This is a genomic window from Paenibacillus sp. 2KB_22, from assembly GCF_052115745.1.
Classification (GTDB): Bacteria; Bacillota; Bacilli; order Paenibacillales; family Paenibacillaceae; genus Paenibacillus.
This window is the reverse complement of record NZ_JBFRHG010000001.1, coordinates 1,659,532-1,685,236: the sequence shown is the minus strand read 5'-3', so window position 1 is coordinate 1,685,236 and position 25,705 is coordinate 1,659,532. Positions and strand designations below refer to the sequence as shown.

20 protein-coding genes are annotated in these 25,705 nt (G+C 39.5%); all 20 read left to right on the top strand.

Annotation, left to right across the window (positions count from 1 at the left end; all coding sequences use genetic code 11):
• Positions 1 to 282: 282 nt before the first annotated feature.
• The 20 genes from AB4111_RS07225 to AB4111_RS07130 all read left to right on the top strand — a co-directional run bounded on the left by AB4111_RS07225 (position 283) and on the right by AB4111_RS07130 (position 25,679).
• Positions 283 to 765 carry a hypothetical protein gene (locus tag AB4111_RS07225; RefSeq protein WP_442030984.1) on the top strand — a complete coding sequence of 161 codons (483 nt, stop codon included), beginning with the start codon at positions 283 to 285 and terminating at the stop codon, positions 763 to 765.
• Complete coding sequence (locus AB4111_RS07220) at positions 765 to 1,481, top strand: hypothetical protein (protein WP_442030983.1); 717 nt, start codon at positions 765 to 767, stop codon at positions 1,479 to 1,481. Before AB4111_RS07225 ends, AB4111_RS07220 begins: the two co-directional genes overlap by 1 nt.
• Before the next feature lie 56 nt (positions 1,482 to 1,537).
• Positions 1,538 to 2,281, top strand: coding sequence for a hypothetical protein (locus AB4111_RS07215; RefSeq protein WP_338593105.1), 744 nt, complete (start codon positions 1,538 to 1,540; stop codon positions 2,279 to 2,281).
• A 253-nt stretch (positions 2,282 to 2,534) separates the two neighbouring features.
• On the top strand, positions 2,535 to 3,017 hold the full coding sequence (locus AB4111_RS07210) for a hypothetical protein (RefSeq protein ID WP_442030982.1): 483 nt from the start codon (positions 2,535 to 2,537) through the stop codon (positions 3,015 to 3,017).
• A gap of 29 nt (positions 3,018 to 3,046) precedes the next feature.
• Positions 3,047 to 3,457, top strand: coding sequence for a hypothetical protein (locus AB4111_RS07205; RefSeq protein WP_442030981.1), 411 nt, complete (start codon positions 3,047 to 3,049; stop codon positions 3,455 to 3,457).
• A 50-nt stretch (positions 3,458 to 3,507) separates the two neighbouring features.
• Entirely contained in the window at positions 3,508 to 10,056 is a 6,549-nt protein-coding gene (locus AB4111_RS07200) for a phage tail tape measure protein (protein ID WP_442030980.1), read from the top strand.
• A 41-nt stretch (positions 10,057 to 10,097) separates the two neighbouring features.
• Positions 10,098 to 13,559, top strand: a complete 3,462-nt coding sequence (locus tag AB4111_RS07195; protein ID WP_442030979.1) for a phage tail spike protein — start codon at positions 10,098 to 10,100, stop codon at positions 13,557 to 13,559.
• Between the two features lie 19 nt (positions 13,560 to 13,578).
• Positions 13,579 to 14,196, top strand: coding sequence for a distal tail protein Dit (locus tag AB4111_RS07190; RefSeq protein ID WP_442030978.1), 618 nt, complete (start codon positions 13,579 to 13,581; stop codon positions 14,194 to 14,196).
• A gap of 19 nt (positions 14,197 to 14,215) precedes the next feature.
• Positions 14,216 to 14,851, top strand: a complete 636-nt coding sequence (locus AB4111_RS07185) for a hypothetical protein (protein WP_442030977.1) — start codon at positions 14,216 to 14,218, stop codon at positions 14,849 to 14,851.
• 8 nt (positions 14,852 to 14,859) lie between these two features.
• Entirely contained in the window at positions 14,860 to 15,501 is a 642-nt protein-coding gene (locus AB4111_RS07180; RefSeq protein ID WP_442030976.1) for a hypothetical protein, read from the top strand.
• Positions 15,502 to 15,509: 8 nt separating this feature from the next.
• Positions 15,510 to 15,998 carry a hypothetical protein gene (locus AB4111_RS07175; RefSeq protein ID WP_442030975.1) on the top strand — a complete coding sequence of 163 codons (489 nt, stop codon included), beginning with the start codon at positions 15,510 to 15,512 and terminating at the stop codon, positions 15,996 to 15,998.
• A gap of 25 nt (positions 15,999 to 16,023) precedes the next feature.
• Positions 16,024 to 17,178, top strand: a complete 1,155-nt coding sequence (locus tag AB4111_RS07170; RefSeq protein ID WP_442030974.1) for a hypothetical protein — start codon at positions 16,024 to 16,026, stop codon at positions 17,176 to 17,178.
• A 19-nt stretch (positions 17,179 to 17,197) separates the two neighbouring features.
• Positions 17,198 to 17,740, top strand: a complete 543-nt coding sequence (locus AB4111_RS07165; RefSeq protein ID WP_442030973.1) for a hypothetical protein — start codon at positions 17,198 to 17,200, stop codon at positions 17,738 to 17,740.
• A gap of 67 nt (positions 17,741 to 17,807) precedes the next feature.
• Positions 17,808 to 18,422, top strand: coding sequence for a hypothetical protein (locus AB4111_RS07160; RefSeq protein ID WP_442030972.1), 615 nt, complete (start codon positions 17,808 to 17,810; stop codon positions 18,420 to 18,422).
• A gap of 33 nt (positions 18,423 to 18,455) precedes the next feature.
• Positions 18,456 to 19,028, top strand: coding sequence for a hypothetical protein (locus AB4111_RS07155; protein ID WP_442030971.1), 573 nt, complete (start codon positions 18,456 to 18,458; stop codon positions 19,026 to 19,028).
• A 4-nt stretch (positions 19,029 to 19,032) separates the two neighbouring features.
• Positions 19,033 to 19,722, top strand: coding sequence for a hypothetical protein (locus AB4111_RS07150; protein WP_442030970.1), 690 nt, complete (start codon positions 19,033 to 19,035; stop codon positions 19,720 to 19,722).
• Positions 19,719 to 21,896, top strand: a complete 2,178-nt coding sequence (locus AB4111_RS07145; RefSeq protein WP_442030969.1) for a hypothetical protein — start codon at positions 19,719 to 19,721, stop codon at positions 21,894 to 21,896. The genes AB4111_RS07150 and AB4111_RS07145 overlap by 4 nt, the downstream gene beginning before the upstream one ends.
• Before the next feature lie 68 nt (positions 21,897 to 21,964).
• A complete protein-coding gene (locus AB4111_RS07140) occupies positions 21,965 to 23,197 on the top strand; it encodes an SPRY domain-containing protein (protein WP_442030968.1) in 1,233 nt (410 codons plus the stop codon).
• Between the two features lie 60 nt (positions 23,198 to 23,257).
• A complete protein-coding gene (locus AB4111_RS07135) occupies positions 23,258 to 24,454 on the top strand; it encodes a discoidin domain-containing protein (protein ID WP_442030967.1) in 1,197 nt (398 codons plus the stop codon).
• 64 nt (positions 24,455 to 24,518) lie between these two features.
• Complete coding sequence (locus AB4111_RS07130) at positions 24,519 to 25,679, top strand: hypothetical protein (RefSeq protein ID WP_442030966.1); 1,161 nt, start codon at positions 24,519 to 24,521, stop codon at positions 25,677 to 25,679.
• Positions 25,680 to 25,705: the final 26 nt, after the last annotated feature.

The following is a 25,705-nucleotide window of genomic DNA, read 5'->3' as shown; positions in this document are numbered from 1 at the left end:
AATCATGTCGTATTAAACATGGTTTTCTTTTTTTATTTTGTGGTCTTCGATTCGTTAGGAAATACCTTCTAAGCCTGTCACACCAAGGGTTTCCACGTTTGTTCAAGAGAGTGTTTAGTGATAGTCAAGGTAAATGACTCCCATGAAGGGACCTTTTCTGTCTATTTACATTTATTTAGAAGGGGGACGTCAATTGGAAATGAATCCTAGTTGTTCTGCCAAAAGTTATTTTAAGCAGACACAAGTCAGGGCTGCTCCATTACTCTAAAAAGAAGGTGTTGTATGGTTCGATCCACGTTTAGTCAATTAAGTAGCACGAGAGAAAAGATTATTGACAAGTTGCTTGCGTCAAAGGATCTGATGAAGGCTGTAGCTTATGATACAGCGGACTATCTCGAACAATCCATTGTAGCTGATCCGAAACAATACATATACAAACGGGTTTTCCCTCACCGGTGCATTCCCGGTGAAAATGAAGATGTACTGAAAACTGTAGTTTCTATCTCAATTGAGAATATTCTACCTGTTCAGCATCAGTATAAAGCAGGAATTCTGTGTTTTAATGTGTACACTCATCGTCAACTATGTCAGTCCAATAGTGAACTGTTACGCACGGATTTTATTATCAGTAAAATTGATGAACTATTCGCGAGGAATCAAGATTTAGGCTTGGGACGATTGGAGTTTAATAAGATGGATGTTCTGGATATAAATTCTAACTACTATGGGGATAGCATTGCCTATCGCATGCTGGATTTTGCTTGATGAATGTACAGCATATCAAATTACGAACGCTGGCTAACAAGCCCATCGTATTTCAAGGTCTGAATATTTTTCCCAAGTCACTGGATGCAATCATTGAAGAAGGATATGAGAACTTTAATGAAAAGCTAAATCTGGTCAGCCTTAGGATAGAGGATATTTATCCATCCCTTTCACTGAACGAGTATGATGGTACGTTGATCGAACTACTATTGTACAGCAAGAACGAAAGCTTGGTTGCTACTTATCTGAATGCCTTTCATTATTTTCTTAACGTTGCAATTCAATTCAGTTATTCAGATTCATGTATTCTGGCTGGTGACATCAGCTTGTCCTATTCGGATCTGGAACATATCGTCAAAATTATTCAGATTCAACATTGTGTAGTGACTAAGCATGATGATGATTTCAATCCACTCAATGAGCGAGCAAGTATATTAAGAGAAAAGATGCTTGCACGAAAACGCAGAGTGCGTGAATTAAAAGAAAGTTCATCGTCCGAGGACGCTTTAACTTTTACCGATTTGATATCCATTTTGAGTTCTAACGCTAATGGAATCAACATTCTTAATGTATTTGATCTGAATTTCTTTCAATTCAATGATCAGTTTAATCGCATGAAGCTAATAGATGATTATGAAGTTAACATTCAGGCTTTATTGCATGGGGCAGATTCCAAAAGTATCAAGTTAAAACATTGGATTTCTCCATTAAATTAACAAGCAGAGTTACTAATCAAATTAAACTATATAAAACTATCGGAGGTATTTTTTTTATGAGCAGATATGGATCACGTGAAATTTTGGATGTAGTATTGAAAGATGTTAAGACTGGTGAACCGGTCGTTTATTTGGAAAGTTTGACGACATCGTCCATGGAGTTTGCTGGACAGACCGTATATGCACGTGGTGGAAAAGGGCATCCGAAGCTAATTGGCTGGGATTCCGAGAAAGATGTAACCATGACAATGGAAGATGCGTTGATCTCCAAAGAATCCCTCGCTGTTCTTACAGGATCTAAATTTGTAAAAGGAACCAAACCCGTGCATAAAAAAGAGGTTCTTGAAGTGAGTAAGACAGGAGAAATCAAACTTAGTCATGCCCCACTTACATCCAAGTTGGCGCATTTCTTCAAAACATCAAACGGATCATCTATGGATGCCAAACTCACTGCCTCTCCTATTACAGGTACTACTGTGACATTTACAGAATCCACTCTCAATGAGGGAGATAAAGTTATTGCTGATTATTACTATGCAGCGCCAGATACCACTCAAAGTATGACGGTTGCTTCGGATGTGTTCCCAGGAACATACCTTCTTGAAGGTACGACGAATTGGAAGAATGAAGATGGCTTCGACGTAGAGGCTGTGTACACTATTCCTAAACTGAAAGTAATGCCTGGATTCTCGATTGGTATGGCATCAACGGGCGATCCGCAACCATTTACATTTACTTGTGAAGTGCTGAAGGATACTCATTCCAAAGCGATGGTTGTTATCGACGTACTGGAAGACTAAAACTTAGATGCAAGGATGGGGCTGGACCAACAATGGTTCAGCCCTTTTCTGTGATTATCCCAAGTAGCTTGAGCATTTTACAGAATTATATCACCTCGTCATATGCTTGAAATGTTGCGTGTCTTCATTCATGATCATGCGGCTTTTTCTATGTTTCGCCTGATATCATTAATAATTTGCTCAAGTACAGAGCCGTAATATCAGGAAGTTCTTATTTTAATCGGACCTTAAATCAGAATCAGGAGTGATCATATTGACTACGACAAAAACAAAAAAATTAACGGCGGCAGCTTTAAGTACGCTAGATGCAAAAAACAATCAGCGCAAAACGATTTATGTAACAGACCAACAGTATGAAGTCCAGATTCATACCTTTTTTCGGAAATCGCTAATTGATAATGTGAACACCAATTATTTATCTCTAATCGATCAACTTAGACAGAAAACAGATGTTACGGATCAAGTTATCAAAGATACAGTTGGGTTGTATAACACACTTCTTCTAAAAGAGTTCTCAGATCTTCCGATTCCTAGAAAGCTGGATGTGGAGAGACTCATCAAGGTAACCAACATGTTGCTAGATAACGGAATTATGGAAGAAGTACTAACACAGTTCCCGGATGTGGAACTTAGAAAGCTTGAAGAACAGTTCAAGGCGTTGCAAGAGAAAATGGCAGCAATGGTATCTGAGTTGGCTGTGACACGTGCGCAACAATCAACAGACGAGACAATTTAACGAAATACATCTATAAAAGGAGAATACTCATGTTAGTGTTTTTGAAAGCAAATCTGGAAAAACACATTGTATTCCTTCACCAGCTCAAGCTGGAAGCCAAGGAAAGCCGTATACGGACTCGGTTAAAAAAACTGTTGGTTGAACACTATCAGCAGTTTCATGAAGAAATGGAAGAGCTGAAAGAGCAACACATGTTAAAGAATGAAGACGGCAGTTTTGTCATGAGAAACGGCAGCATGGTGCCACGAGATTCACTAACACTTCAAACAGAGCTGCAGGAGTTACTGGAAGAGCATGTGATGATCGAGTCCACTGCTGAACGTATGCCAATGTTACAAGCGATGTACCGAATCCTGCAGAGTTGTTCATTGCAGTTGGAGGGAGAAGCAGCGGATGTCTACGACCAACTGTGCGAACAGTTCGAACAATACGCAGAATAGAGGCAATTCATTGAATTGCTTCTTTTTGTTATAAGAGGAGTGATTCATTAATGCAGAATGATCTGGATTTAAATATAAATACCAATCAAGTGATTACAGATTTGAATAAGGCTCTTCGAGAACTTTCAAATAAGATGAGCAAACTTGAGGTCAAAGTGGATTTTGATCAAAGTTTTGTACAAGGAATGAACTCTTATGCAGAGGGTATGAACAGGCTGAATCGTACCATGGTCCAGAATCAATTGATGATGCAGAGTTCATTAGATGAATACAAACGAATTCAGACGGTTCAAGAACGCCAGCGTCATATGACCGATGCTGAGACAGCGGCTTATGACAAACAACGCAAATCCATTAAAAGATTAGAACAAGAACTTGAAGGATATACACAGACTAAGAGTAAAGCAAACAAGAATCAGCTAGGTGAGATTACAGGATACTCTAAAACATATAAAAATGACGCAGGCCAGCAACTTACGGTGAACACCAATACCGACGGTGAAGTGAAAAATTACGATAAAGTGATGGAGCATGTTGGGCAACAACAACGTCTACTTAATCAACAAAACCGCTTAAACCAGCAACGTGAAATCAATCTTAGTGAAGAACAAGCCACGCGCAGAGCTTTGGAACAGCAAACAATCCGAAACAACGAGTCCAAAGATCGAGCACATCAGCAAGCACTACAACAGAATGCAAAAATGGATACAAACTTGCGTAATTCCATTAAGGAAACAGAAGAAAGAATTGCTCAGGCAAGTCAAAAATACAGTTTGAATGGGACGGTATCCAATGGGTTAAGATCTCTAAGCAATGAAATGCTGACACTTAACTCATCGATGTCTACGGTTGGTTATAAAGCATCTGCGGAGCATTTAGCTAGAGTCAATGAGCAGCTTAAAGCAACTACGCGTTCGTCATCTGCAGCAGGTGGAGAAATCAAAACCTTGGGTGAAGTTATGCAGGGAGCCTCAACTATGGCTGGGGGATGGATGAGAAATGTAACCTCATTGATTCAGCCCATGGATGTCTTAAGAAAAGCAGTTCAATCCATCATTCAAATGGATGGTCAGATGAATCAGTTAGGACGAACAATAGGGACGTCATTCAACGAAGATCGAATGTTGGATGGTAGTACCCATATTGCTCAATCTACGGGACGTAGCATGTCTGAGGTGAACGGGAATTTAATTGGTTTTGCCAATCAGGGGTTTAACGAGTCAGATACACTGAGTCTTGGGAAAGCTGCAAGTGTGCTTCAGAATATATCCAACTTGACACCAGGTGATTCGGTAAATACGCTTACTGGTGCAATGGCTTCATTTAACATTGAGGCTAATAAGAGTATGGGAATTGCAGATAAGCTCAAGGAGGTTAGTGGGAACTACGGTGTTTCAAGTAAGGATCTGGCATTATCCTTAACTTCAGCTGGCGCAGCAGCCAAATCCTTTGGAGTTTCGATTGAGGAGCTACTGGGAAATACAGCAGCTATTAGCAGTATTACTCGGGAAAGTGGAGATGTCGTCGGACGAGGTCTGAAGGCGATATACACTAGAGTTGGCTCAGATGAACAATCTGCCGGAGCTCTACAATCCGTAGGAATTTCCAAAGCTGACAAAGATGTGATCACGGTATTGGATGAGCTGGCGGGAAAATGGAATCAGTTAACGAAAGCTCAGCAACAAAATACGGCTTTCAGCTTGGCTGGACAAGATCAGACAACAACATTTACTGCATTGATGCAGAATTGGCAAACATCAGTAAATGCATCGGAATCAGCCCTTCATTCCCAAGGAGCGGCTATGAAAGATAATGAGCAATATATGGGATCACTCGGCGCACGAATTCAAAATATGCAGACCGCTTGGGAGTCACTCACACTTGCGCTGGGTAACGCATTGGTATCAGACAGCATTATCACCATTACTTCACTTGTTACTGGTTTACTGAACTGGATGGCTCAACTAAATAGTAGCTTTTCATTATTTGGTCTCTTAGGCATGGCAGTAGGTTTGTTAAGCGCGTCTTTACGAATTTTGGTAGTGGAGATTGCGAAGGCCGTTCTTGGTTTAATGGGAATTCCGGCTGCAACTATTGCAGCGAGTGCGGGTACCAAAGCGTTGAGCATGAGTCTTACTATATTAAAAAATTCTTTTAAGGCATTACTGGCTAGCACTGGTGTAGGACTTGTGTTTGCGATAATTGGGACTGGTTTAGAGTGGTTAATGAATAAGTTCTCAAACGCGACTCAAGCGACCGAGGATTTTTCTGATCAAACAGAAGCGTTGAATCAGAAGGTATACGATCTTAATGGTTTGAAATCATTGTCAGTAGAGTATGAGGAACTCTCAAACCAGGCATCGCTTAATTATGAAGAAAAAACAAGGCTTGTTCAACTTGAAAGCGAATTGTCTACCAGATACGGAATTACAACTCAGTCACTTAACGGTCAGACTAAATCTCTGAGTGAAAATACAGAAGCCATTAAAGGGAAGATCGAACAACTAGAGACAGAAATTGAGAACGAAAGATTCAAGGCTGAATTGGCATATAACAAACAGTCAAGGGACATTGAGGAAAGATTAGCTGGTAATAAAAAAAAAATTAACGATAAAGAGAATTTAGTAGAGACAATTGATGTTAACTACAATAAACAACTAAATTTGTTGAAATATTATAATCAAATAGGATCAGAGAATTATAGTAAAGCTGATTACGATCAAACGGTGTACAATGTAGAATTTGGTGCCAATAAATTTGAAAGTGAGAAAGCGAAACTAGATCAATTAAACCAAGAATTCCAAAAAGATATTAATATTAAATCTGATGCAATCAAAGGAGCTTATCAGAGCTACATAGATCTACAAGAAGCAGAAGGGACCGAGGTTAAGGCGTCAACTCGAAAGTTTGTCGATATCTATGTTGAAATGGCAGCACAGAGTGAAGCTACGGCTTTTGCGATTAAAGACGATGCAAAAGAAATATTCAATGCCCTCCAGAATCAAGAATTTAAAACACCCGAAGAAGCAATGACATTTCTACAGCAGTTGCCTAACGTTGGTGATATGACTATAGATACGTTAAATAAAGTTAATCAAGCAATCGCGGAGATTAATTTAGCACCTTTAGAGGAACCTATCAAGGTAAATACCGATTTAAGTAAATTCACCAGTGAGGTCAATAGTGTTACCTCAGAGATTGGCAAATTGAACTCTGTTATTCACGACCTATCCAAAGGGCAGTCTCTGTCAGCAGATGAGATGAATGCATTAATTCTGAAGTATCCCGAACTTGCTAAGCATGTGAAACAAACCAAAGATGGCTATACAATTGAGAAATCAGCCTTGGAGAGCTTGAAGAAAACAAAAGTAGATTATATTAAAACGTTAGGGGTGCTTTCACAGCAGGAATTGATCAATAATAACCAAGCACTCGTGGGTAAATTGAGAGCTTGGGGCATCGAGATTGATGCTCTCACGACACTTGCAAAATTAAATGCTGCCAAAGCTCAGGTACGGTTAACACTTGCTGCAGACGTTGAAGTTGAAGATTACACAGAAAAGGGAATAGAAAATCAAGCAGTACTAAATCAGTCTGAAAAGGAGCTTCAGAAACTTATAGCTCCTTTTAATGAACTTTTGGAACGTTCTTTTGATGCAAGGGCTAGTATAAATAAGTTAACTGATTCAGTAGACTTATTGGGTATTAGTAATGAGAAAAACACGGGATCGTCTGATAAGGCTGCAAACTCCGCCAAACAAGTCAATAACACGTATACAGAAACCACGGAGGTTCTGACCGAACTTCAGAAACAAATTCAAGGTGTAGATAAAGCCTTGGATGATCTTCACAACAGACAAAAGAATATGGAAACCAGTTCAGCTGCATATCGAAAATCTTTGATGGAGGAAAACTCTCTGATTGAGAAGAAGATAAACCTTCTGAAGAAAGGTGTTCAAAATCCTGAGAAGTTAATATCTACCAAGATAAAAACAACTAAGGAATCAGATGATATTGCTTCTGAGAACGTTCCTACTACAATGAAATCTTCAGGGAGTTACTCAGGTAAGTATGCAAACTACATTAACAAATATGCTGAGCAATACAATGTTGACCCAAAATTGATAGCAGCTATCATACAAACAGAGAGCGATTTTAAGCCTAATAAAAAGTCTCCAGCAGGGGCGGCAGGGTTAATGCAATTAATGCCTCCTACGGCTAAAGATCTTGGGGTGAAAGATAGTTTTGATCCTGAGCAGAATATCAAAGGGGGCACCAAGTACTTTAAGTTTCTCTTGGATAGATACAAAGGGAACGTTAAGCATGCTCTAGCTGTGTATAATGCGGGGTTTGGTAATGTTGATGAATGGATTAAAAATGGAAATATGGATAAAATTCCATTTAAAGAGACCTATGATTACGTTCCAAAAGTATTAAATAACTATGACACCATTAAGGGAAAGTCCCCTAAGGTCGCTGCCCCTTCAACAAAAAAGAGTGTCGGAAGTACATCTGAAATAATACCGGCAACGTCAGAAGAAAAGAAAAAGGCAGAAGAAGCAGTAATCAAGGAAATTAATGAACTCCAAAACTTACAAATCGATAATCGGTACAAGCTAATCGATTCCTGGGCTGAATATTACGAATTGGCAATCGATAAAGTACAGACAAAGATCGCAAAATCTACAAGTAAACAATCGATGTTATACATTAATTCTGATGAATGGCGCAAAGAAGAACAATCACAAATTAGTTATGTTGGTCAACAAATTAAATTGAGAGAGCAAGAGATAGCCAAGATTAAGCAATTGCTTAAAGATAAGAAAATAACTTCAGAAACGTATAATAAGCAAATTGCAGATCTGGAATCAAATAATGTAGAGGATGAATCTCAAATTTATGCTAAAAGAGAGAAAGTGATAGATTCATATATCGGAAGTTATAATGACAAGCTTTCGGAACAAGATCATCTAGTTTCTCTTTCAAATGCAAAATTGAAGACCATGACGGAAGGATCTACAGAATATAATAAGGAACTTGCAAGCCAGATTCCTTTTCTACAAGAGAAGAACCGTATCACAGAAGCAGAGATTAAATATGTAGAGCATCTACTTTCAGGTGGCAAATTAAACGCCGATCAGACCGTTAAATATACCAATACGCTGAAAGATTTAAACATTGCGCTAATAGACAACAATTCAGCTATGAGTGACGTAAATGAGAGATTAAAAGCATTGCGTGAGAATGCCGCAGACAAAATTATTGAAGATTTCAAAAAAGTCATTGAGCAGCAACGCGACTTTGCTATCGATGCCATTGATGAGCAGCGGAAAGCTGAAGATGAACGCCATAAAGAGCGAAATAAACATCTGGATGATGAGCAGAAGAAGTTCGAAATGCACATTAATGCACGGCTAAAAGCACTGGATCGTGAAAATTCTTCTGTCGATTATGAGGAAGAGTTGACCAAAAAAAAGAACGAGCGTCAGAAACTTGTGGACAAACTTAACGTTTTGTCTTTGGATAATTCCATGGAGGCTAAGGCAAAACGAAAAGAGCTGACAGAGCAACTCTCAACCGTAAATGAAGAAATCGCTAAATACGAACGTGATCGTGAACGAGAGCTTGTTAAGCAGGGACTACAGGACCAACTTGACGATCATAAGAATTATACAGATAAGCTAAAAGAAGAAGATAGCGATCTTCATGAGACAACGCTAGCTAATCTGGATGATGAGAAGAAGAAAACAGAACGTTATTACAAGGACATCCTTGAGGACCAGAAATATTTTTATGATTTGAAGCAAGGGTTGATGAGTAACGATGCTGCAGTCGTCAGTGCAAAATTAACCGAAATAGGCGACAGGTATAACGAATTATTTGCTAGCATTAAACAGCATGCATTTGAGACTTCTCAAGAAATGCAGAACATGACGTACAATTTTCAGCAATCGATGGAAGGCATAGGGAAATTTAAAGCAGGAGACTATTCATCATCCGATTCAGGATCACAAGGGAACAACAATAGTGGATCAGCCAATGAATTTAAAATTCAAGGCACGATGGAAACAAGAAAAGCATGGACACATTATCTGAGTAATAAGGATCAGGCTGAAAAAATTCGAAAAGAAATGGCCTTGTATAATTCAGACTCATATAAATATCAGCAACTGGAAAAGGAATTCAAAAAACTGCAAGAGGAGAACCAGGGATATCGGGAGAAATATAAATTTCCTGACAATAGCTTCGCGGAACTGGCTAAGCTAAATATATTTTCAGCGAATACTGGTGGTATGACTCCGTCATTTGCAGGTGGTAAATTCCTGCTTGCCCATGAGAAAGAGTTGATTCTGAATCAATCGGATACATCCAATCTTCTGAAGATTGTAGATGTTGTTCGCGGGATCACAGATCGAATCAAAACCGGTCTTGATTTCAGTACATTTAAATTTTCTGAGAATAGAGTTGCCGGAAATACGGATAACCGAATTCAGATTGATAAAGTTGAAATTATGGCTAAGGATAACGATACCGGTTTGAACTTGCTTGGAAAATTCGAAGAAGCGTTAAATAACAAATTAAAGTGGAGAACCATTTAGGGGAAGGGCAGAAGCCCTTCCTTTTTATATTGAAGAAAGGAGTGAAGCCATTGCCAGGTGTTATAGACTATCTTAGAAAACCTATACAGCCCCAATATTTTTTGGCAAAGCCGAATCGGGAGATCATTAGCAAAATGAGTGAGATTTGTCATGACTCCATGAGTATACGCTTAAATGATGTTAGCGAGTTATCATTCTCAATACCGTACCAGCAGGATATTGCCCATGTCTTGCACAGAAACAAAAATGTAGATCTGATCAAAGAACGATATTTAGTAAAAATGGTGCAAGGTACCAAGATAGAGTGGTTTACGGTAAATAGCCTAGGGGATGATCTGGGTGATGCGGACATGCTAAACGTCCGTTGCTACTCTCTAGCCAGGGAATTGTCAGACAAGCGTATCCATAGTTATCTTGCAGAATCATATCATGCAGAACAAGTGCTGACGGAACTGCTGGCCAATACGCTTTGGAACATTGATTATCTCGATGCCGATTTTAAATTAAGTTACAGGACATTCGATTTTTCATCTAATAGTGCCCTTGAGGCTGTATTCTCGGTAGCAGAGACATATAACGCGATTGTTCATTTTAATACAGAAAAACGACTAATCAGTATGACCAAGCCAGAACTGACCGGAATTAATCGAGGACTCACCGTGGGTTATGGGAAATTGTTAAAAAGCATGAATCGAGAGACAAGTGCTGAGGAAATGGTTACGAGATTATATGCCAGCGGCAGGGATGGTTTAGGAATTCAGAAAGTCAATCCTACAGGACAGAATTATATTGAGAATTTCGGCTACTGGTTGTATCCGTTTGAACGTGATTCTTCTCGTAAAGTCATTACCTCAAGTCTTTGGATGTCTGATGGACTATGCCATGCTTTACTTGATTACAATCACTTGGTTGAGTCTAACAAGGAGAAATTCAATCAGTACCTAGATCAACTCCAACAGTATGAAAAGGATCTGATTCCATTACAGATTGATCTGAACAAGTTACAAAACGACGAGGCTGTTTTGGAAGAAGTGACACTTTCCCAACAGTTCGCTGATAAAATGTTTTTGGAAAAATATACTCATTCGAGCAACTCATCTCGAACGTTTAAACTTAATTCAGATTATGCATATGCTGTCATGATGCGACTTGAGCCTGCTGCTGGAGTATCCGTTTCAGTGAATGGAACATGGGTCAATGCAGTATCTGGAAAATGGACGATGCTAACCAGATCTAAGGGAACTGATTCGGTTACGGTAAGTTTAAACGGGGGTGCAGCAAGTTGCTTCATTCAGGTGAACACTATAAGCCTGGGTGAATACGAGACCTCTTCCAATGAAGCTACCATTGTGGATCGATATAGTTTGGATCAGAAAAAGAACCAGATCTCCCTGAAAGAGGTCGAAATTTCAAACCTGAACAGCAAGATTATGGCGGTTAAGCAACAAATTACACAGCTACAGACCTTATTAACGGCTGAGAACAACTTTTCCTCAGAGCAACTACAGGAGCTCAACTACTTTGTTATTGAACGAGAATTTAATGAAGACAAGTACATTGATGAAAAGGATCTGTACGAGGCAGCTCTTGAAAAATTTAGGGAACTACAGGTACCTCAACTATCTGTGGATATAGATATTGTTAACTTTCTGGAAATTGTGGAGGAGCAGCTTAACTGGGATAAACTCAATCTTGGGGATTATGTCAATGTGAAATATGAATCAGTTGGTATTGGTGTGACCGCCCGTATTAGTGAGATTCAATATAACTATGATTCGTCTTCCATCAGTCTAACGTTGTCCAACATTAAAAATGTAAATGATGAATCTACCCGAATTGAGAGGTTTCTAAATGAGACCAAGAATACCTCAATCGTTGTTGACACCAATAAGACAAAATGGGGTCAAGCTGTTGTTGATTCATCTGATATGAGTAAGCTGTTTGACCGATTCTGGAATAAGGTTACGAATGAAATCAATATGTCCATTAACAACACAGTGGATATTAATAACAAGGGGATTACTATTACTGATCCGGATGATCCATTACGTTTTCTACGTTTGACAAACGGTGCACTTGGCCTGACACGATCAGGGGGGCTGAGATATGAAACGGCCATTACGGCAGATGGACTGATTGCTGAAATGGTGCTAGGCAAGATTATTCTGGGTCAGCGGGTTGTGATAGGCGATACAACAGGTGTGTTTACCATTGAGGGGTCCAGATTGATGGTCGATGACCGTTGTGGACGTGAAGTTGTGAAGCTCGGATTGCTCTCGGAACAACCGGATCGTTTTGGATTTTTCCTGAACCGGTACGGTTCATCTAACTGTAATGATACGACCAAAGTTAATCGCGTTTCTATGACAGCGGATGAAGGATTCATTATCGAACGTTTTCGTAACGGGATTGCTGATAAAACATTTGGTACTTCGCTTGATGGAGATCTGTTTGTCAAAGCTGGCGTGGATGATCAGGTCTTTACAATTGATAAAAATGGTTTGGCTCTCGGGTCCAGTGTATGGGCGAGAGCTCCTTTTCATGCAGATTATTACGGCAATGTCTGGATGAATAAACTCTATGCGGATTCAGCAGAGATTCAAAACTCTTTGTTCAAAGATGGCCAGATCGAAGGATCATCACTAACCTTGCGAGATGGGGCAGGTGTGATGAAGATGTTCCCATTGAAAGGATTCTGGGCTGGCGCAGAAGAGTTTGAAGATGCTATTGCATCCATTGCCATGGACGGTACTGCCAAATTCAAAAAGCTGAAGATAACGGATAATCAAAACACGCTGTTGATTGATTCGGAGCAACGTAAGATATTCATGAATCAATGGGACATTGTAGGTGCGGGAGCGATCGATGCAGAACTGATCGCCGCAACGATGGTTACGGCAGAGGATGGTTTCATAAGTTCAATCGTGTCTGGCAAAGTTTCGACTTTGACGCGCGCGGCAGTACAGGGATGGTCCAACTACATCAAGATTGAAGGGAAAGAGTTAACCTTTCTGACGAGTATGGTTGAGGCGGGAACGGGTACACATAAAGCATTATCGGATGGGCGTAAGTTATATTGGCGTAATGCCAGTCAATCTGGTGAAATGACAACGGATGTAACCAGCTGGCCAGTGATGGTCTATGGAATGACAGACAAGACCAAAATGAAGCTGTATTTTGAAGGAGATGGACAGACAGCCTATCCGATTATCAGTATGGGTGAGGGAGACGCAAGGCAATACGGCAAAGGTCTAATAACCAAACCCAATGGGTCCCTCGAACTGTTATATTCGGCACAATCCAATGGAAGAGGAAGAAGTCTGAAATTCATGGATGACAAAGTGATTATGGAGTCTGAATCCGGACCAGTTGAAGTAACTGGTAAAGAAATTATTTTCAAAACAGAAGCCGGTTCAACCATTCATATGAAAAACGATGGTGATATTGTAATTAAAGCTAATCGCAATATTAAAATTAACGGCCAACGTATAGACCTGAACTAATAGTAGATCTGGAAAGGAGGTGATTACGATAACCATTCGGGATGCACTATATTTTTCGTATGCAGGCCAAAAATCTGTGGATTTTGGCATCATTAACGTTAATCTTAACAGCGGTATGTTGGAAGAAAATTTTGCTCCTTCCCGGACTATTGTAGAAGAGAAAATCAAGGGAAGGGATCAACCTTATTTTATGAGGACTGAGGTTGAACCGTTGCAATTCTCGGTCTCTTTTGCATTTGAAGAGAGTTGGGACTCAGACAAGATCAGGGAAGTGGCGAGATGGTTAACGCAGCATGACTATTATCAGGAATTAACATTTACTACCGAGGAAGGGGTGAATCCTGAAAGGATTTTTTATGCACTCGTGGTAGATGAAGCAACACTTATACACAATGGACTGAGGCAAGGTTACATTACATTGACGTTCAGGTGTGATTCACCGTATGCCTACTCCCCGGTAATGACAACACGAACGTATGAATGGAAAGACCGGATCTATGAGTGGAAACCGACTTTTCAAACAGGTATAGATTCCAAGTCGGTGATTGTGAATTCAGAAGGTCATCTCACGCTAAATACGAACCGACCTAAATGGAGCGATTACCCCCAATATACTACATGGATTGAACTGAACTGAATTCGGAAAGGAGAGAATTATGTCAACAAACACATCTAAGCTTCAATTAAAAATACCAGCATTTACAGATGAAATTGAGAACACCATTCGAGATTTGGGTGAAAACTTTCAAAAGTTGGACCAGATATCCGATGATTTTGTAACAGACATCCCTGTTAGTGGGGACTATCTGCAAAATGCGACACTACGTAATGCCAACTGCGTGTACGGCAGTTATTATGGCTGGGTAAACACACGTACTGGTAAAGCTGCTCCCGAGTGGGAGAGTGTACATTCTTACAAAAATGGAGATTACATCGTGCCAACGGTGGATAATGGTCATGTGTATCAATGCATCCAGTCCGGATACTCCGGTTATCGGGAACCTGTTTTCCCAATATCAGAAGGGGCTGAATTTCAGGATATTCGGGCAACAAGTCAATGGGCTTCAACCACCCTGTATCAGAAAAATGATATGGTGCTGCCTTCAATAGATAACGGCAGATACTACATATGTATCCAGGCAGGAGAGTCCGGTGATCAAGAGCCGATATGGACTACGATTGATGGAACAACAACGTATGACAAGAATGCAGTCTGGTCCACCCATCGAATCGCAAAATGGAAAGAAATCGGTTCAGCTGCCTGGTTTCGACCTTTTGGGAAGATTGAGTAGGTGTTTATATGGCTAATTGGCTGTCAGTAACACATCAAAAAGGTCATTATGTATCTTCTTCAATTCAGATTCCTATTGAATCGGGAGGCGTATTAAGTCGGGTAAATTGGGTTAGTGAAGTTAGTACGGAGAGTTCCAGAATTACCGTACAGACGAGACATTCGATGGATGGAATGGAATGGAGTTCTTGGGAAACGTGCATCAATGATGGAACTGTACCTGGACTGAATGAAGACACAGCGGTCGATCAGCACCATTTTATGTATCGTGTCTTATTTGATACAAGTGACTTGAGCAAATCACCGAAATTGAAAGAAATCACTTTTTCGTTTGAGCCGGTTCTTGTGATTTTCAATAAAGGAGATCAGATCTGTAATCCCGAAATCTGGATTCATAAGCAAGGGAATGGTGACTTTCAGATTGACAATCAGTCACAGCATGCTGAAGTATTTCGTTTCAAGAATCTGGTGCATGATGAGGAAGTGTATGTGGATAACGACAGACAACATATAGAATCCTCTCTTCCCGTAACGTATAGATATAAGGATTTCAACGATCAATTCCTAAGTTTGTCTGTGGGGAAAAATATTTTGCGTGTTCGTGGAGATGCACGAATCCAGTTCAGATATCAATTTAAGTTGTTACAGTAGGAGGTTATATGACTGAAGTAGCTTATAACGGTTCAAGTGTAAGTCAGACAACTAAAAGTGGGCATGTAACATATGACATCGAAAATTGGATAGAACCTTTTTGTAGAGTTAGGGACGAAGAAACAGGTTCGTGCTTGGCCTGGGGAGGTGGAATTTGGACATCAGGAGGTAGTGGAAGCACCAATGCAGTCATATCATCGTCGGGGACGGTATCCAACTCCACTGTGTATGTGAACGGACGGGCAGTTACCTGTGTGAACGACCCTTCTCCAGATACATGGACGGCAAGTCCTGCTGTACCGACGAGTAATGGTTCAACAAGATATATGAACATACGACCCTCCACATCGGGCAGTGGACAGGGAAGAGTTGCATCAGGGAGTACGACCGTATTTGCAGGTGCTAAAGCCATTGGCAGTGTCAATTCAACAGTTACCACATCATTGGGGACTTCGGCCCGGATCACGACTGGAAGCAGCAATGTATATACAAACTGAGTATTAAACGAAAGGAGGTGAACTATTGTCAAATTTACATACACATCTGCAGTATAATGATCCCCTCACAATTATTGCCCGTAAAGGGGATGCAGTAGATCCGTTTGTGGATCGGACAGATTCGTTACCTGTCATAAACAGCCTGATCACTTTACTTGAAATCCCTTCATCGACCGATAAGGTGGTTATTAGTGGATTTGTTGAAATTGACCAACATGTATATGAGAAAAAGCAGAAGTTGGCAGAGAATGAGTTTCTCGTTCATTATGGCATGGGTACCATTCAATTTCACCCTTCTCAAGAAGGGAGGGTTCATCTATGTCGCTATAAAGGTAGAGGACTCATTATGTATCCTGCTTCACGAATCTATGCAATGATTACACGAAATCCAGATGTTATCAAAACATTGCAAGATTTTATAGAAGAATCACAGCGTAAGCTGGATGAGACGCAACTGGCGATGGAACGAGTAGAAGAAGTCATTCAGCAATCCATAGACCAGACAGGCCAAGCCCGGCGTGCTACAGATCATGCCAACCAGGCAGCTGATGAAGCGCTAGAAGCTGCTAATCGAGCGAAAGATGCCTATCAAACGACTCGACTCGTGTATAAAAGTCCGGTTTCGGATCTTCGTGAACTGCGGGACACCTACCCTTTTCCTGAGACAGGCTGGACGGTCCAAACCTACAAGGACGGCAAAAGATATCGTTATGATGGAAACAACTGGATTGAAATTGATGTGTTTGGCCAGAATTTGCAGGTAGTTAATCCTTATAGGGATGGCTTAATGAGTATAGCCGAGCATTTGAAGTTAAACGATATTCCAGTGGAAGTCCAAGACCGAGTAATTGTATTTTGCAAAGAGTCTTATGTCTTCCAGGAAGTCATAGGGGTAGTAGCTCCTTTCCCATTCCATGGAGAGATCCTGGATGTGAAGGGTTTTTGTGGTGTCTATGGAGAAACAGAGACGGAGATCAGAATTGAGAAATCCAGAGATCTGATCCACTGGGTGGATATCATGGACTCTCCATTGGAGTTTAATGCACTAGCTCATGTTGACAACAAAAAGGCAAAGTTTAGTAACAAACAAGTTTCGGCAGGGGATTTATTTCGGATTCAAATTATCAAAGCAGGACTTGATATTCAACATCTTACAATTCAATTAACGATAAGAACATAAAAAAAGGAGATTGATTATAATGACACAACCAATTATTACATGGATGGACGCAACACACAGCAAGGAGATTGTAGGACCGTTTGATTATGGTGTTATTGATGCAGATACCAAAAGTGAAATTCGTATTTTTAATGTATGGAATAACAGAGGTGGTGCGACGGATGTGTCCAAAATGGAGGATTGTACCTTTACAACACGAGATAATGACGGGGGCACTGGTGATACGGTTAAACATGATATTGAAGCTGTTAAAAACAACTGGTTTCATGTGCAAGTGGACTCGCTTGGTGAGAATGATTTGGATGAAGAGAGCTCTCGTGTAGGTAAAGACTTTTCGAAGCCTATTGGGACTACGGGGAAAACAACGGTGGATCATTCAGGAACACCTTATGCAACGCCACTAGTACCGGGGGCAAAAGAGATTTTGGGAGTTAATAATAATGGAAATCAACAAGATGCGGCAGGTAACTATGTAACGCTGTCTATTCAATGCGAAGTACCCTTGAATGCTCGTAGTGGTAAACAAGAGTTCAAGAAACGGATCTCATATCGTTACGTTTAAGGAAAGTTAGTGAAGAGGACAGGCTATTATAGCCTGTCTTTTTATTTATCTATGAGGAGGAAAAACTGTGATTTTAGGTCAGAAACAGTACTCTCGTTCACCTGTATCTCAAGCTTATATATGGATTGCCGATTATTATGATGGAACGTATCTGAGTGAGTATGATCTTCAGACACAACATCCACACCGCTTTTACGACATCAACAAAGAGAAGTTGGTGTTATTCGGATTGATGGGTCAAGGATCCCAAGTTTATTACAATGTTGCGAATGGGGTCTTTCACATTAATGCGGATCGTTACTCCATATCTTATGAATGTGAGGAGCAGGAGTACCCTTTAACCGGGAGAACGTTTGTATACAATGACATCATTCAATTCAAGAATGGGTCCTCAGAAGCGAATATGGCTGGATTTTCAGGGCAAGCAGGGGCTTTCAGAAATACGATTGAATGTTTTAACTTTGGTTACAAAAAAACAATGAACCTGAATGATGCACAAATTAATTTTCAATGTGTATGTTCCCTGCCTTTAAAAGAATCCGTATTCTTTCAAATAAAAATTTCTTCTAACCTGGACTTGCCTGGGCAACTCGTTATTCGTAAAAATGGGTTTGTCGTAGATCGAATCATAGCCCCGCTGAAGGCAAATCATGCAGGGATCATAAACTGGGATATTCGTTGATTTGGATTTTGATATGAGATAGGTGGTGAAAATATGGCAATTCAAGAAATTACACTGGATATAGATCTATCTGTAGGTGTTTTTCAAGATACGATAGTTGAGGATCAGAGGTTGAAATTAAGAGAACTGGGTCATGATGCGGACGGGAATTCAATCTATCCTGCTATTGGATCTTGGGAGTCCACCGCGATTCGAATTCAGGATAAGATCGCATCATTTAAAGGTGTGGCTGCAAAGGTAGATGTTACGGGGGGCGCAGCATACAAGATTTACTGGAGTACATCTGAAGACGGCTTTGAGTGGCTGGAGTATGAGGAAGTCTCAGCTAATAGCGCTGTGTCCAAATCGCCTGCAAAGTATGCAAAGGTGAAAATTGAGATTTTTGCTGAAAAGAAATATTCGAACTTTTACATAGACGATTTTAATCAGAAGGATAAATACAGTAATCCTTTTATTGAAAGTGATTCGGGTTCACTAGGCTTAAAGAAACTATATCAATTGAACATGGAACGAGCCTTGGATACTCCAACAGGGATGGTGCTAAGTCAGAAGGTTGAAAAAGCGAAATATAAAAAGTTAGATAGAATCAGAGTGAGTAGGGGGTGATTTTATGGCTGTTCCAGCGACTATAGGAGTATTGAGATCGAATATAAGTGATATGGAGATTGGCGACTATATTGCATGGAGATATGATTCTTCTGGAGAGCAATTTATAGATGGCAGTCTAGGAATAAACGAAATACCTGTAAATGGGTTGGTTGGTACTACAAGTTTGAACAACTACTACTGGTTCGCTATTAAAGTAGATAAAGGTCTTTTAATCTCTGATCGCATTAGACATCATACTGTCACTTGGGATTCAATGAATGCAAATAAGATTATTGAAGGATTGCCTAAAACCTTTGGTGGTGTCTCAGGTGTTGTACGCAGTATAAGTGGTGGGGTAGGATATGCAGACGCAAATGGAAATTTAGTGATGACGGATCGAGGATTGGGAGCATTCCCCAATAATAATGAATATGACAAATATATTATGAAGTCCAATTTGGGTGGCAAGGCTACACCTAATGATGATAATGTTTGGCATCACCATAACGTGTTTTGTTGGGCAAAGGAGACACCTGTTCTTGGTTCATGGACTACGAACAAAGGGACAGTCTTAACAGCGAATTCAACAAGCAGAATAGTGCGAGGGTTTGAGAAACGAGATGACAATAGAGGTGTTGCTTTTACAGGAACCGCAGCATCTCAGAATTATATTGGGTTTCGTCCAGTATTTGAATATAAGGAGGTGAAATGATGGCAGTAGTAGGAGATCAATTAAAAGAACCAGATGTAGGATGGAGACGTTATGATGACACACATGTTGGTTTAAAGTATATAGGAAGTTGGTACAGGGTAACCAGCACAAATTACTATAATGGCAGTGTGAACGTAACAACCAGAGCTGCAGACAACAATTATGTTGCATTTTCTTTTTATGGAACGAAAGTTAGGATCATATCTGACCTTGCACAAGATAGACATACTGATAATACGATTACTGTAGATGGTGTAACTGAATCCTTTAATACCAACAAATCGGGCACTGCTGTATTAAATGCAATCGTTTATGAAAAAACGAACTTACCTCTTGGATTTCACACAGTTACAATTACGGTAGGACATAATCGTACCAACTTCATCATGGACGCTATAGATATTGATGAGTCAGGATATCTTTATGGCTATGCGTTGACTGCCCCTGAAGATAGATGGAAGAGGTATGATGATTCAAGTTCAGAGATAATATATAATGGATGGTTAAGATACCCTTCGGGACAAACTGGCTCCTACAACAATTCATTCAGTGCTTCCAATAATACAGTTAACAAGAAAGCTACCTTTACATTTAAAGGCACTAAACTCAGGCTGATAACTATGACTCATTCAGACTCAACCACTATTGGAAAAATATCTATTGATGGTACTCCTTACGATGTTTCTTTTTATAGTAGTTCGGCTATAAATCAAGTTCTTGTTTTCGAGAAAACTGGGCTTGAAGATTCTCTTCATACAATTGAAATATATTCTCCTGAAGCCAAAAATATCAGAATAGATGCTGTAGACATTGACCTTGATGGAAGAATGTTTCATCCTGATGAAGTAACTGATCCGATAGATCTCACTATTGGCAAACGGATTCGCTGTTACTACTCTACAAATAATGGAGTGGTGGGGAATTTTGCGTTCTTTGGTCAAGAGACAGCGCCATTTATTACAACTTCTGCTGGTGCAGGTGGAGACTTGTATTTTATTTGTGTAGAGAAAGATCATGCTGGTCGATTGAAACTTATTGCAGATCGAAACATTCAGCATAGTATTAGTTGGGATACGATAAATGCAAGCGGTGTTGCTTCTGGTAGTGGAGTCCCGCTTCCGAAGAAAGGATACTATGTGAGCATGATTCCAGCTATGACATCCAATACAACTCCCCAAGGTGTAGCCGCGGCAAGCACAACTTACAGTTCATCCCTTGAACCATGGAAGGCATTTGATAAAAACACCGCAGATGCAGGATGGCTCATGGAGAGTAATAAGTGGAACGGAGCTTGGATTAGCTATACATTCCCACAACCAACAGTTGTTAATAAATATGGCATAAAAGGACCGAATTCTAATGTAAGTACGGATAGTGCTAAGAGTTGGAGATTTGAAGGAACTAATGATGGAACTAATTGGACTGTGCTTGACATCAAAACAAATCAACCAGCATGGTCAACAGGGGAATATCGGGAGTATGTGTTCACGAATAAAGATACTTATAAAACATGTCGCCTAGTATTCACTGCAAATAATGGTGGAGCATACGTTCGAACGATGGCAGTTGATATGTTCCAATTGATCGAAGAGGACTCAATACCAAGTTTAGATTCACCAATTCTTCGACTTCTCACAGGCGGTATTAACACAACAGATAAGGACAATGAATGGGATAAATATATTGTTAACTCAACACTGAATGGAACGATCATTGCTGGTGACGACAACGTGTGGAATTATAGTGGTGGGTCTTCATGGACTTCCACAACTAATACCGCTGGTTCGGCAAACAGAACAGGGCGAGGTGCAAATGGCAATGCAGGAGCAAGTGGATATAATCCAACTTCTTATGTTGCGGCAGCAACTGCTACTGGATTTAGACCATTGATGGCGATTGAAATTCTTCCAATGATCAGATCGTTCATCCATCATGATGGAGCTTATAAGAAATACCAAACTGAAGCTTTAACTTGGAATACAATTTCAGCAACTTTAGCCTCAGAAGACACTTTTATTAATGACGGAATGGATGATCTATCTGTATTAGATAGAAAAAACGAAGTTTTCGTTCAGACCATGACTGCCAATGGATCGTTAGGATCAGGCAAGTTATTTAAAGGAAGTGTTGATCTGAAAAAGTATTTCGAAATAACAAGTGTAAGTGTGAAGTAGGGTTTGAATGCTTTACTTCTTTTTTTTTTAAAATAATGATTCCAATTAGAAGGGAGATGAGTAAGGATATGAGTATATCATGGAGATCATTTACTGGCGTATCCATGAGTAACAATGATTTAACCGCTACACTTCCCACGCATTTACAATCTACCATAGCAACAGGTAATGGAGTGTCTTCGGGCAAATGGTACTGGGAAGTAATAGTTCAAAGTGCGGGTGCAATAGTAGGTGTGACTAGCACCACAACAGGTGGACAGATATGGAATACTGTGAATCATAGAGGTTACTTTAGTGGCGCGGCAAAGTGGGGAGGAACTTCGGGTACTTCTTATGGAGCCACTTTTGGTTTAGGAGATGTTATAAGCGTACTATTGGATATGGATGCTGGAACAATTGAGTTTTGGAAGAACGGTGTAACACAAGAAGTAGCATTCACTGACGTTAAATCTCTTGGAACTGTATATCCTTTTTACGGAAACCCAACAGGGACTAGTGTACCTTCAACCGCAACTACTAGATTTGAAAGAAAAGCATTCTCTTATCAAGTGCCACAAGGATATTTACAGTATGACATTAAACATAAAATCTTACTTTCATCTGGCGGTAGAGTCTATTCAGCTTCACAAGACATTATCTCAACTGAAAACGCCATTCCTCCAATGACTTCTAACACTTCTCCTTCGGGGGAAGTTAGTGCAAGTTCACAATATACTACAACCACTTACTATCCTTATTTTGCATTTAATCAAACCAATACAGGAACGGGGGATTGTTGGGTAACAGCGAATGGTCAAACGACAGGATGGTTGCAATACAAGTTTAATGTTCCAAAGGTTATTTCTAAATACGCTATAACCAACCGAAACAATGGAACTGTCTACGACAATACTCCTAAAAGTTGGACATTTGAAGGATCAACTGATGGGCTGAATTGGAGAGTGCTAGATCGAATAGATAATAATCCAGCGTGGAAAAGTGTTGAGTCAAGAAGTTTTAACGTTAAAAACGAAACAGCATATCTGTGCTATCGTCTGTCAGTTACAGTTATACATTCAGGTACGTATTTAGCTATTGGTAAGCTTGAAATGTATGAGTATATCATAGGATTCATCCACTTCTTGCCTAGTAGCGATGAAGAAACTTTCATTAAATATGGAGCAGATCAAATTAAGTTGAATAGTCCCTACGTAAAAAAGGTGTCTACGGAAAAAATAAAAGGTGCTTTAGGCTCAGGCAAAACCTTTGAACACACAGTTGATATGTCAAAAAGCCGAGTAGATGAAATTAGGCTTGGCTAAATTTAACACAGAACGCACCTAAATGGTGTGTTCTATTTTATTTCGAAAGGAGATAAGACAATGGGGTATATAAAAGATAGTAGTGCGCTTCCTTCCTCAATGACATCCAACACAGGGTCAAATGGAAAAGCAAGTGTAAGCACATTTGCTGATAACTACTTACACCTTGCCTTTAGAGCGTTTGATAAAAATACCGGAACATATTGGCAAGCACAATCTAAGAGTGGTTGGGCTAAATATGAGTTTGATTTACCGATTATTATTTCTAAATATTCTTTAAGAGCAACGGGGACGATTAATGGTGCTCCAAAGCAATGGACTTTTGAAGGGAGTAATGACGACCAGAATTGGATTGTTTTAGATAGTCGAACAAACATAACAAATTGGACATCAGGCTTGATTCAGCAGTATGTATTTTCGAACGCCATTAAATATAAGTTTTATAGACTCAATATAGTGACCACGAAAGATGACACCGAAAGGATTCAATTAAGTGAGATTGATATGTTTGAGTTGGTTTATTATGATAAATTCTTGATTTCATCAGAAGGCGAAACACTTTCTATCGTACCCGGAAGTATAAGCACAAATAATATAATACCTATTATGACTTCCGATACAGCACTATCTGGCAGGGCTTTTGCTAAAAACATGTATAACACAACTTATCCTCCGTGGAAAGCATTCAATGGCATTGATGATGTCGAAGGATATGCTTCGCTCAGTGGTAGTGGTGGAGTGGGATATTTAGGATATGAATTTCCAAATGCTATCTCTCTATACAAATATGTCGTCCGATCAAATGGAACAAGTCATCTAAATAAATTGCCGAAAGATTGGACATTTGAAGGTTCTAATGATGGAGTTAATTGGGTTGTCTTAGATACACAAGCAAATCAAACTTGGACAACCCAATATACCGACAAGGAGTACTCTCTAGATAGGCGTTTTCATTATATAAAGTTTAAGATGTACCGTATAAATTGGACTGCTAATAACGGCTTCGCGAATTATACAGACATCAACGAATTGAAGATGTTTGAAATAATCAAAGAGAAATATATACAACTTCCAATATTATCTGAAAAAATGTTCGTTAAATACGGAATGAGTGAGAATAGCGAAATTCACTTAAATAATGATATTACCTCAATCAGTAATATATACATTCATAGTGTGCAACTAGGTTCAGGAAAATTATTCAAGCATAAAATAGATACAACTAAGCATAAAGTACACAAGTTTTTATTGGGTTAAATCTTATATTATGAGGAACACATCTATGTGGTGTGTTCTATTTGTTTTGAAAGGAGATGAGTGAATGTACACCTATACAGATAATTTAATACCTACAATGACATCAGATACCGCTCCAAGAGGTAGGGCTTTCACAAGTAGTTTTAATCTAAATGGTGCATTTATGGCATTCGATAACTCTGATGTCTATGGTTATGTAAGTAAGAATGGTAGTGTTGGATATATTGGATATGAGTTTGTTAATCCTGTTAGAGTTGGCAAGTATATAGTTCGAAGTTTGTCTGCAACTTACTTACCTCATATGCCCAAAAATTGGACATTTGAAGGTTCTAATGATGACATTAATTGGACTGTGTTGGACACACAAATTAATCAAACATGGACAACTGCTAATACAAATAAGGAATACGTTATTGATGTTAGTAAAGCTAAACTTTACAAAATGTACAGATTAAATTGGACTGCTAACAATGGTGGGGCACAAGTTATAATAAATGAATTGAAAATGTTTGGTTTAAACCCTCTCAGTAAATTCTTGATTTCATCAGAAGGTGAATACTATAGTATCGAAAATATGTACAAAGATAATGCTATTCCTGCAATGACAAGTAATACTTCTCCCTCGGGTGTTGTTGATGCAAGTTCGACTTACACAACATTTTATCCATGGAGAGCATTTGATAGAATTGTTGATCAGAATGGATGGGTTTCTGCTAGTGGAGTTTTGGTGGGATGGTTAAGCTATGAGTTTCCACAGGCTAAAGTGATATCTGCATATTCTATTAAATCTGGAACCACTCCTGTAAACAGACCTCCAAAAACTTGGACATTTGAGGGTTGGAATGGATCAGAATGGATTGTTCTTGATGCCAGAATAAATGAACCTAACTTTACTCTAGAGGAATATCGTCTCTACGGGTTTAAGAATAAAGTTGCTTATAAGAAATACAGAATTAATGTCACTGCAAATCAAGGCGCTGGAGACTTCTTGGCGATTGGTGATTTAGGTATGTATGAACTCAATACATACTTATCTTCCGTAGACAATTCAGAAACAAGCTTTCTAGAACATGGGATGGATAAAGGAATGATTATTGATCTAGGTGATGAATTCATCAAAAGAAGATCATTGATTAAAGATAGTGAAAAAATCGGTTTAGGCAAAGTCTTCAAGCAAAAAATCGACACAAGTAAAACACCAATCAAGAGAGCATCGATCACATGAACAAATAAAATGAACTATCTATTTAG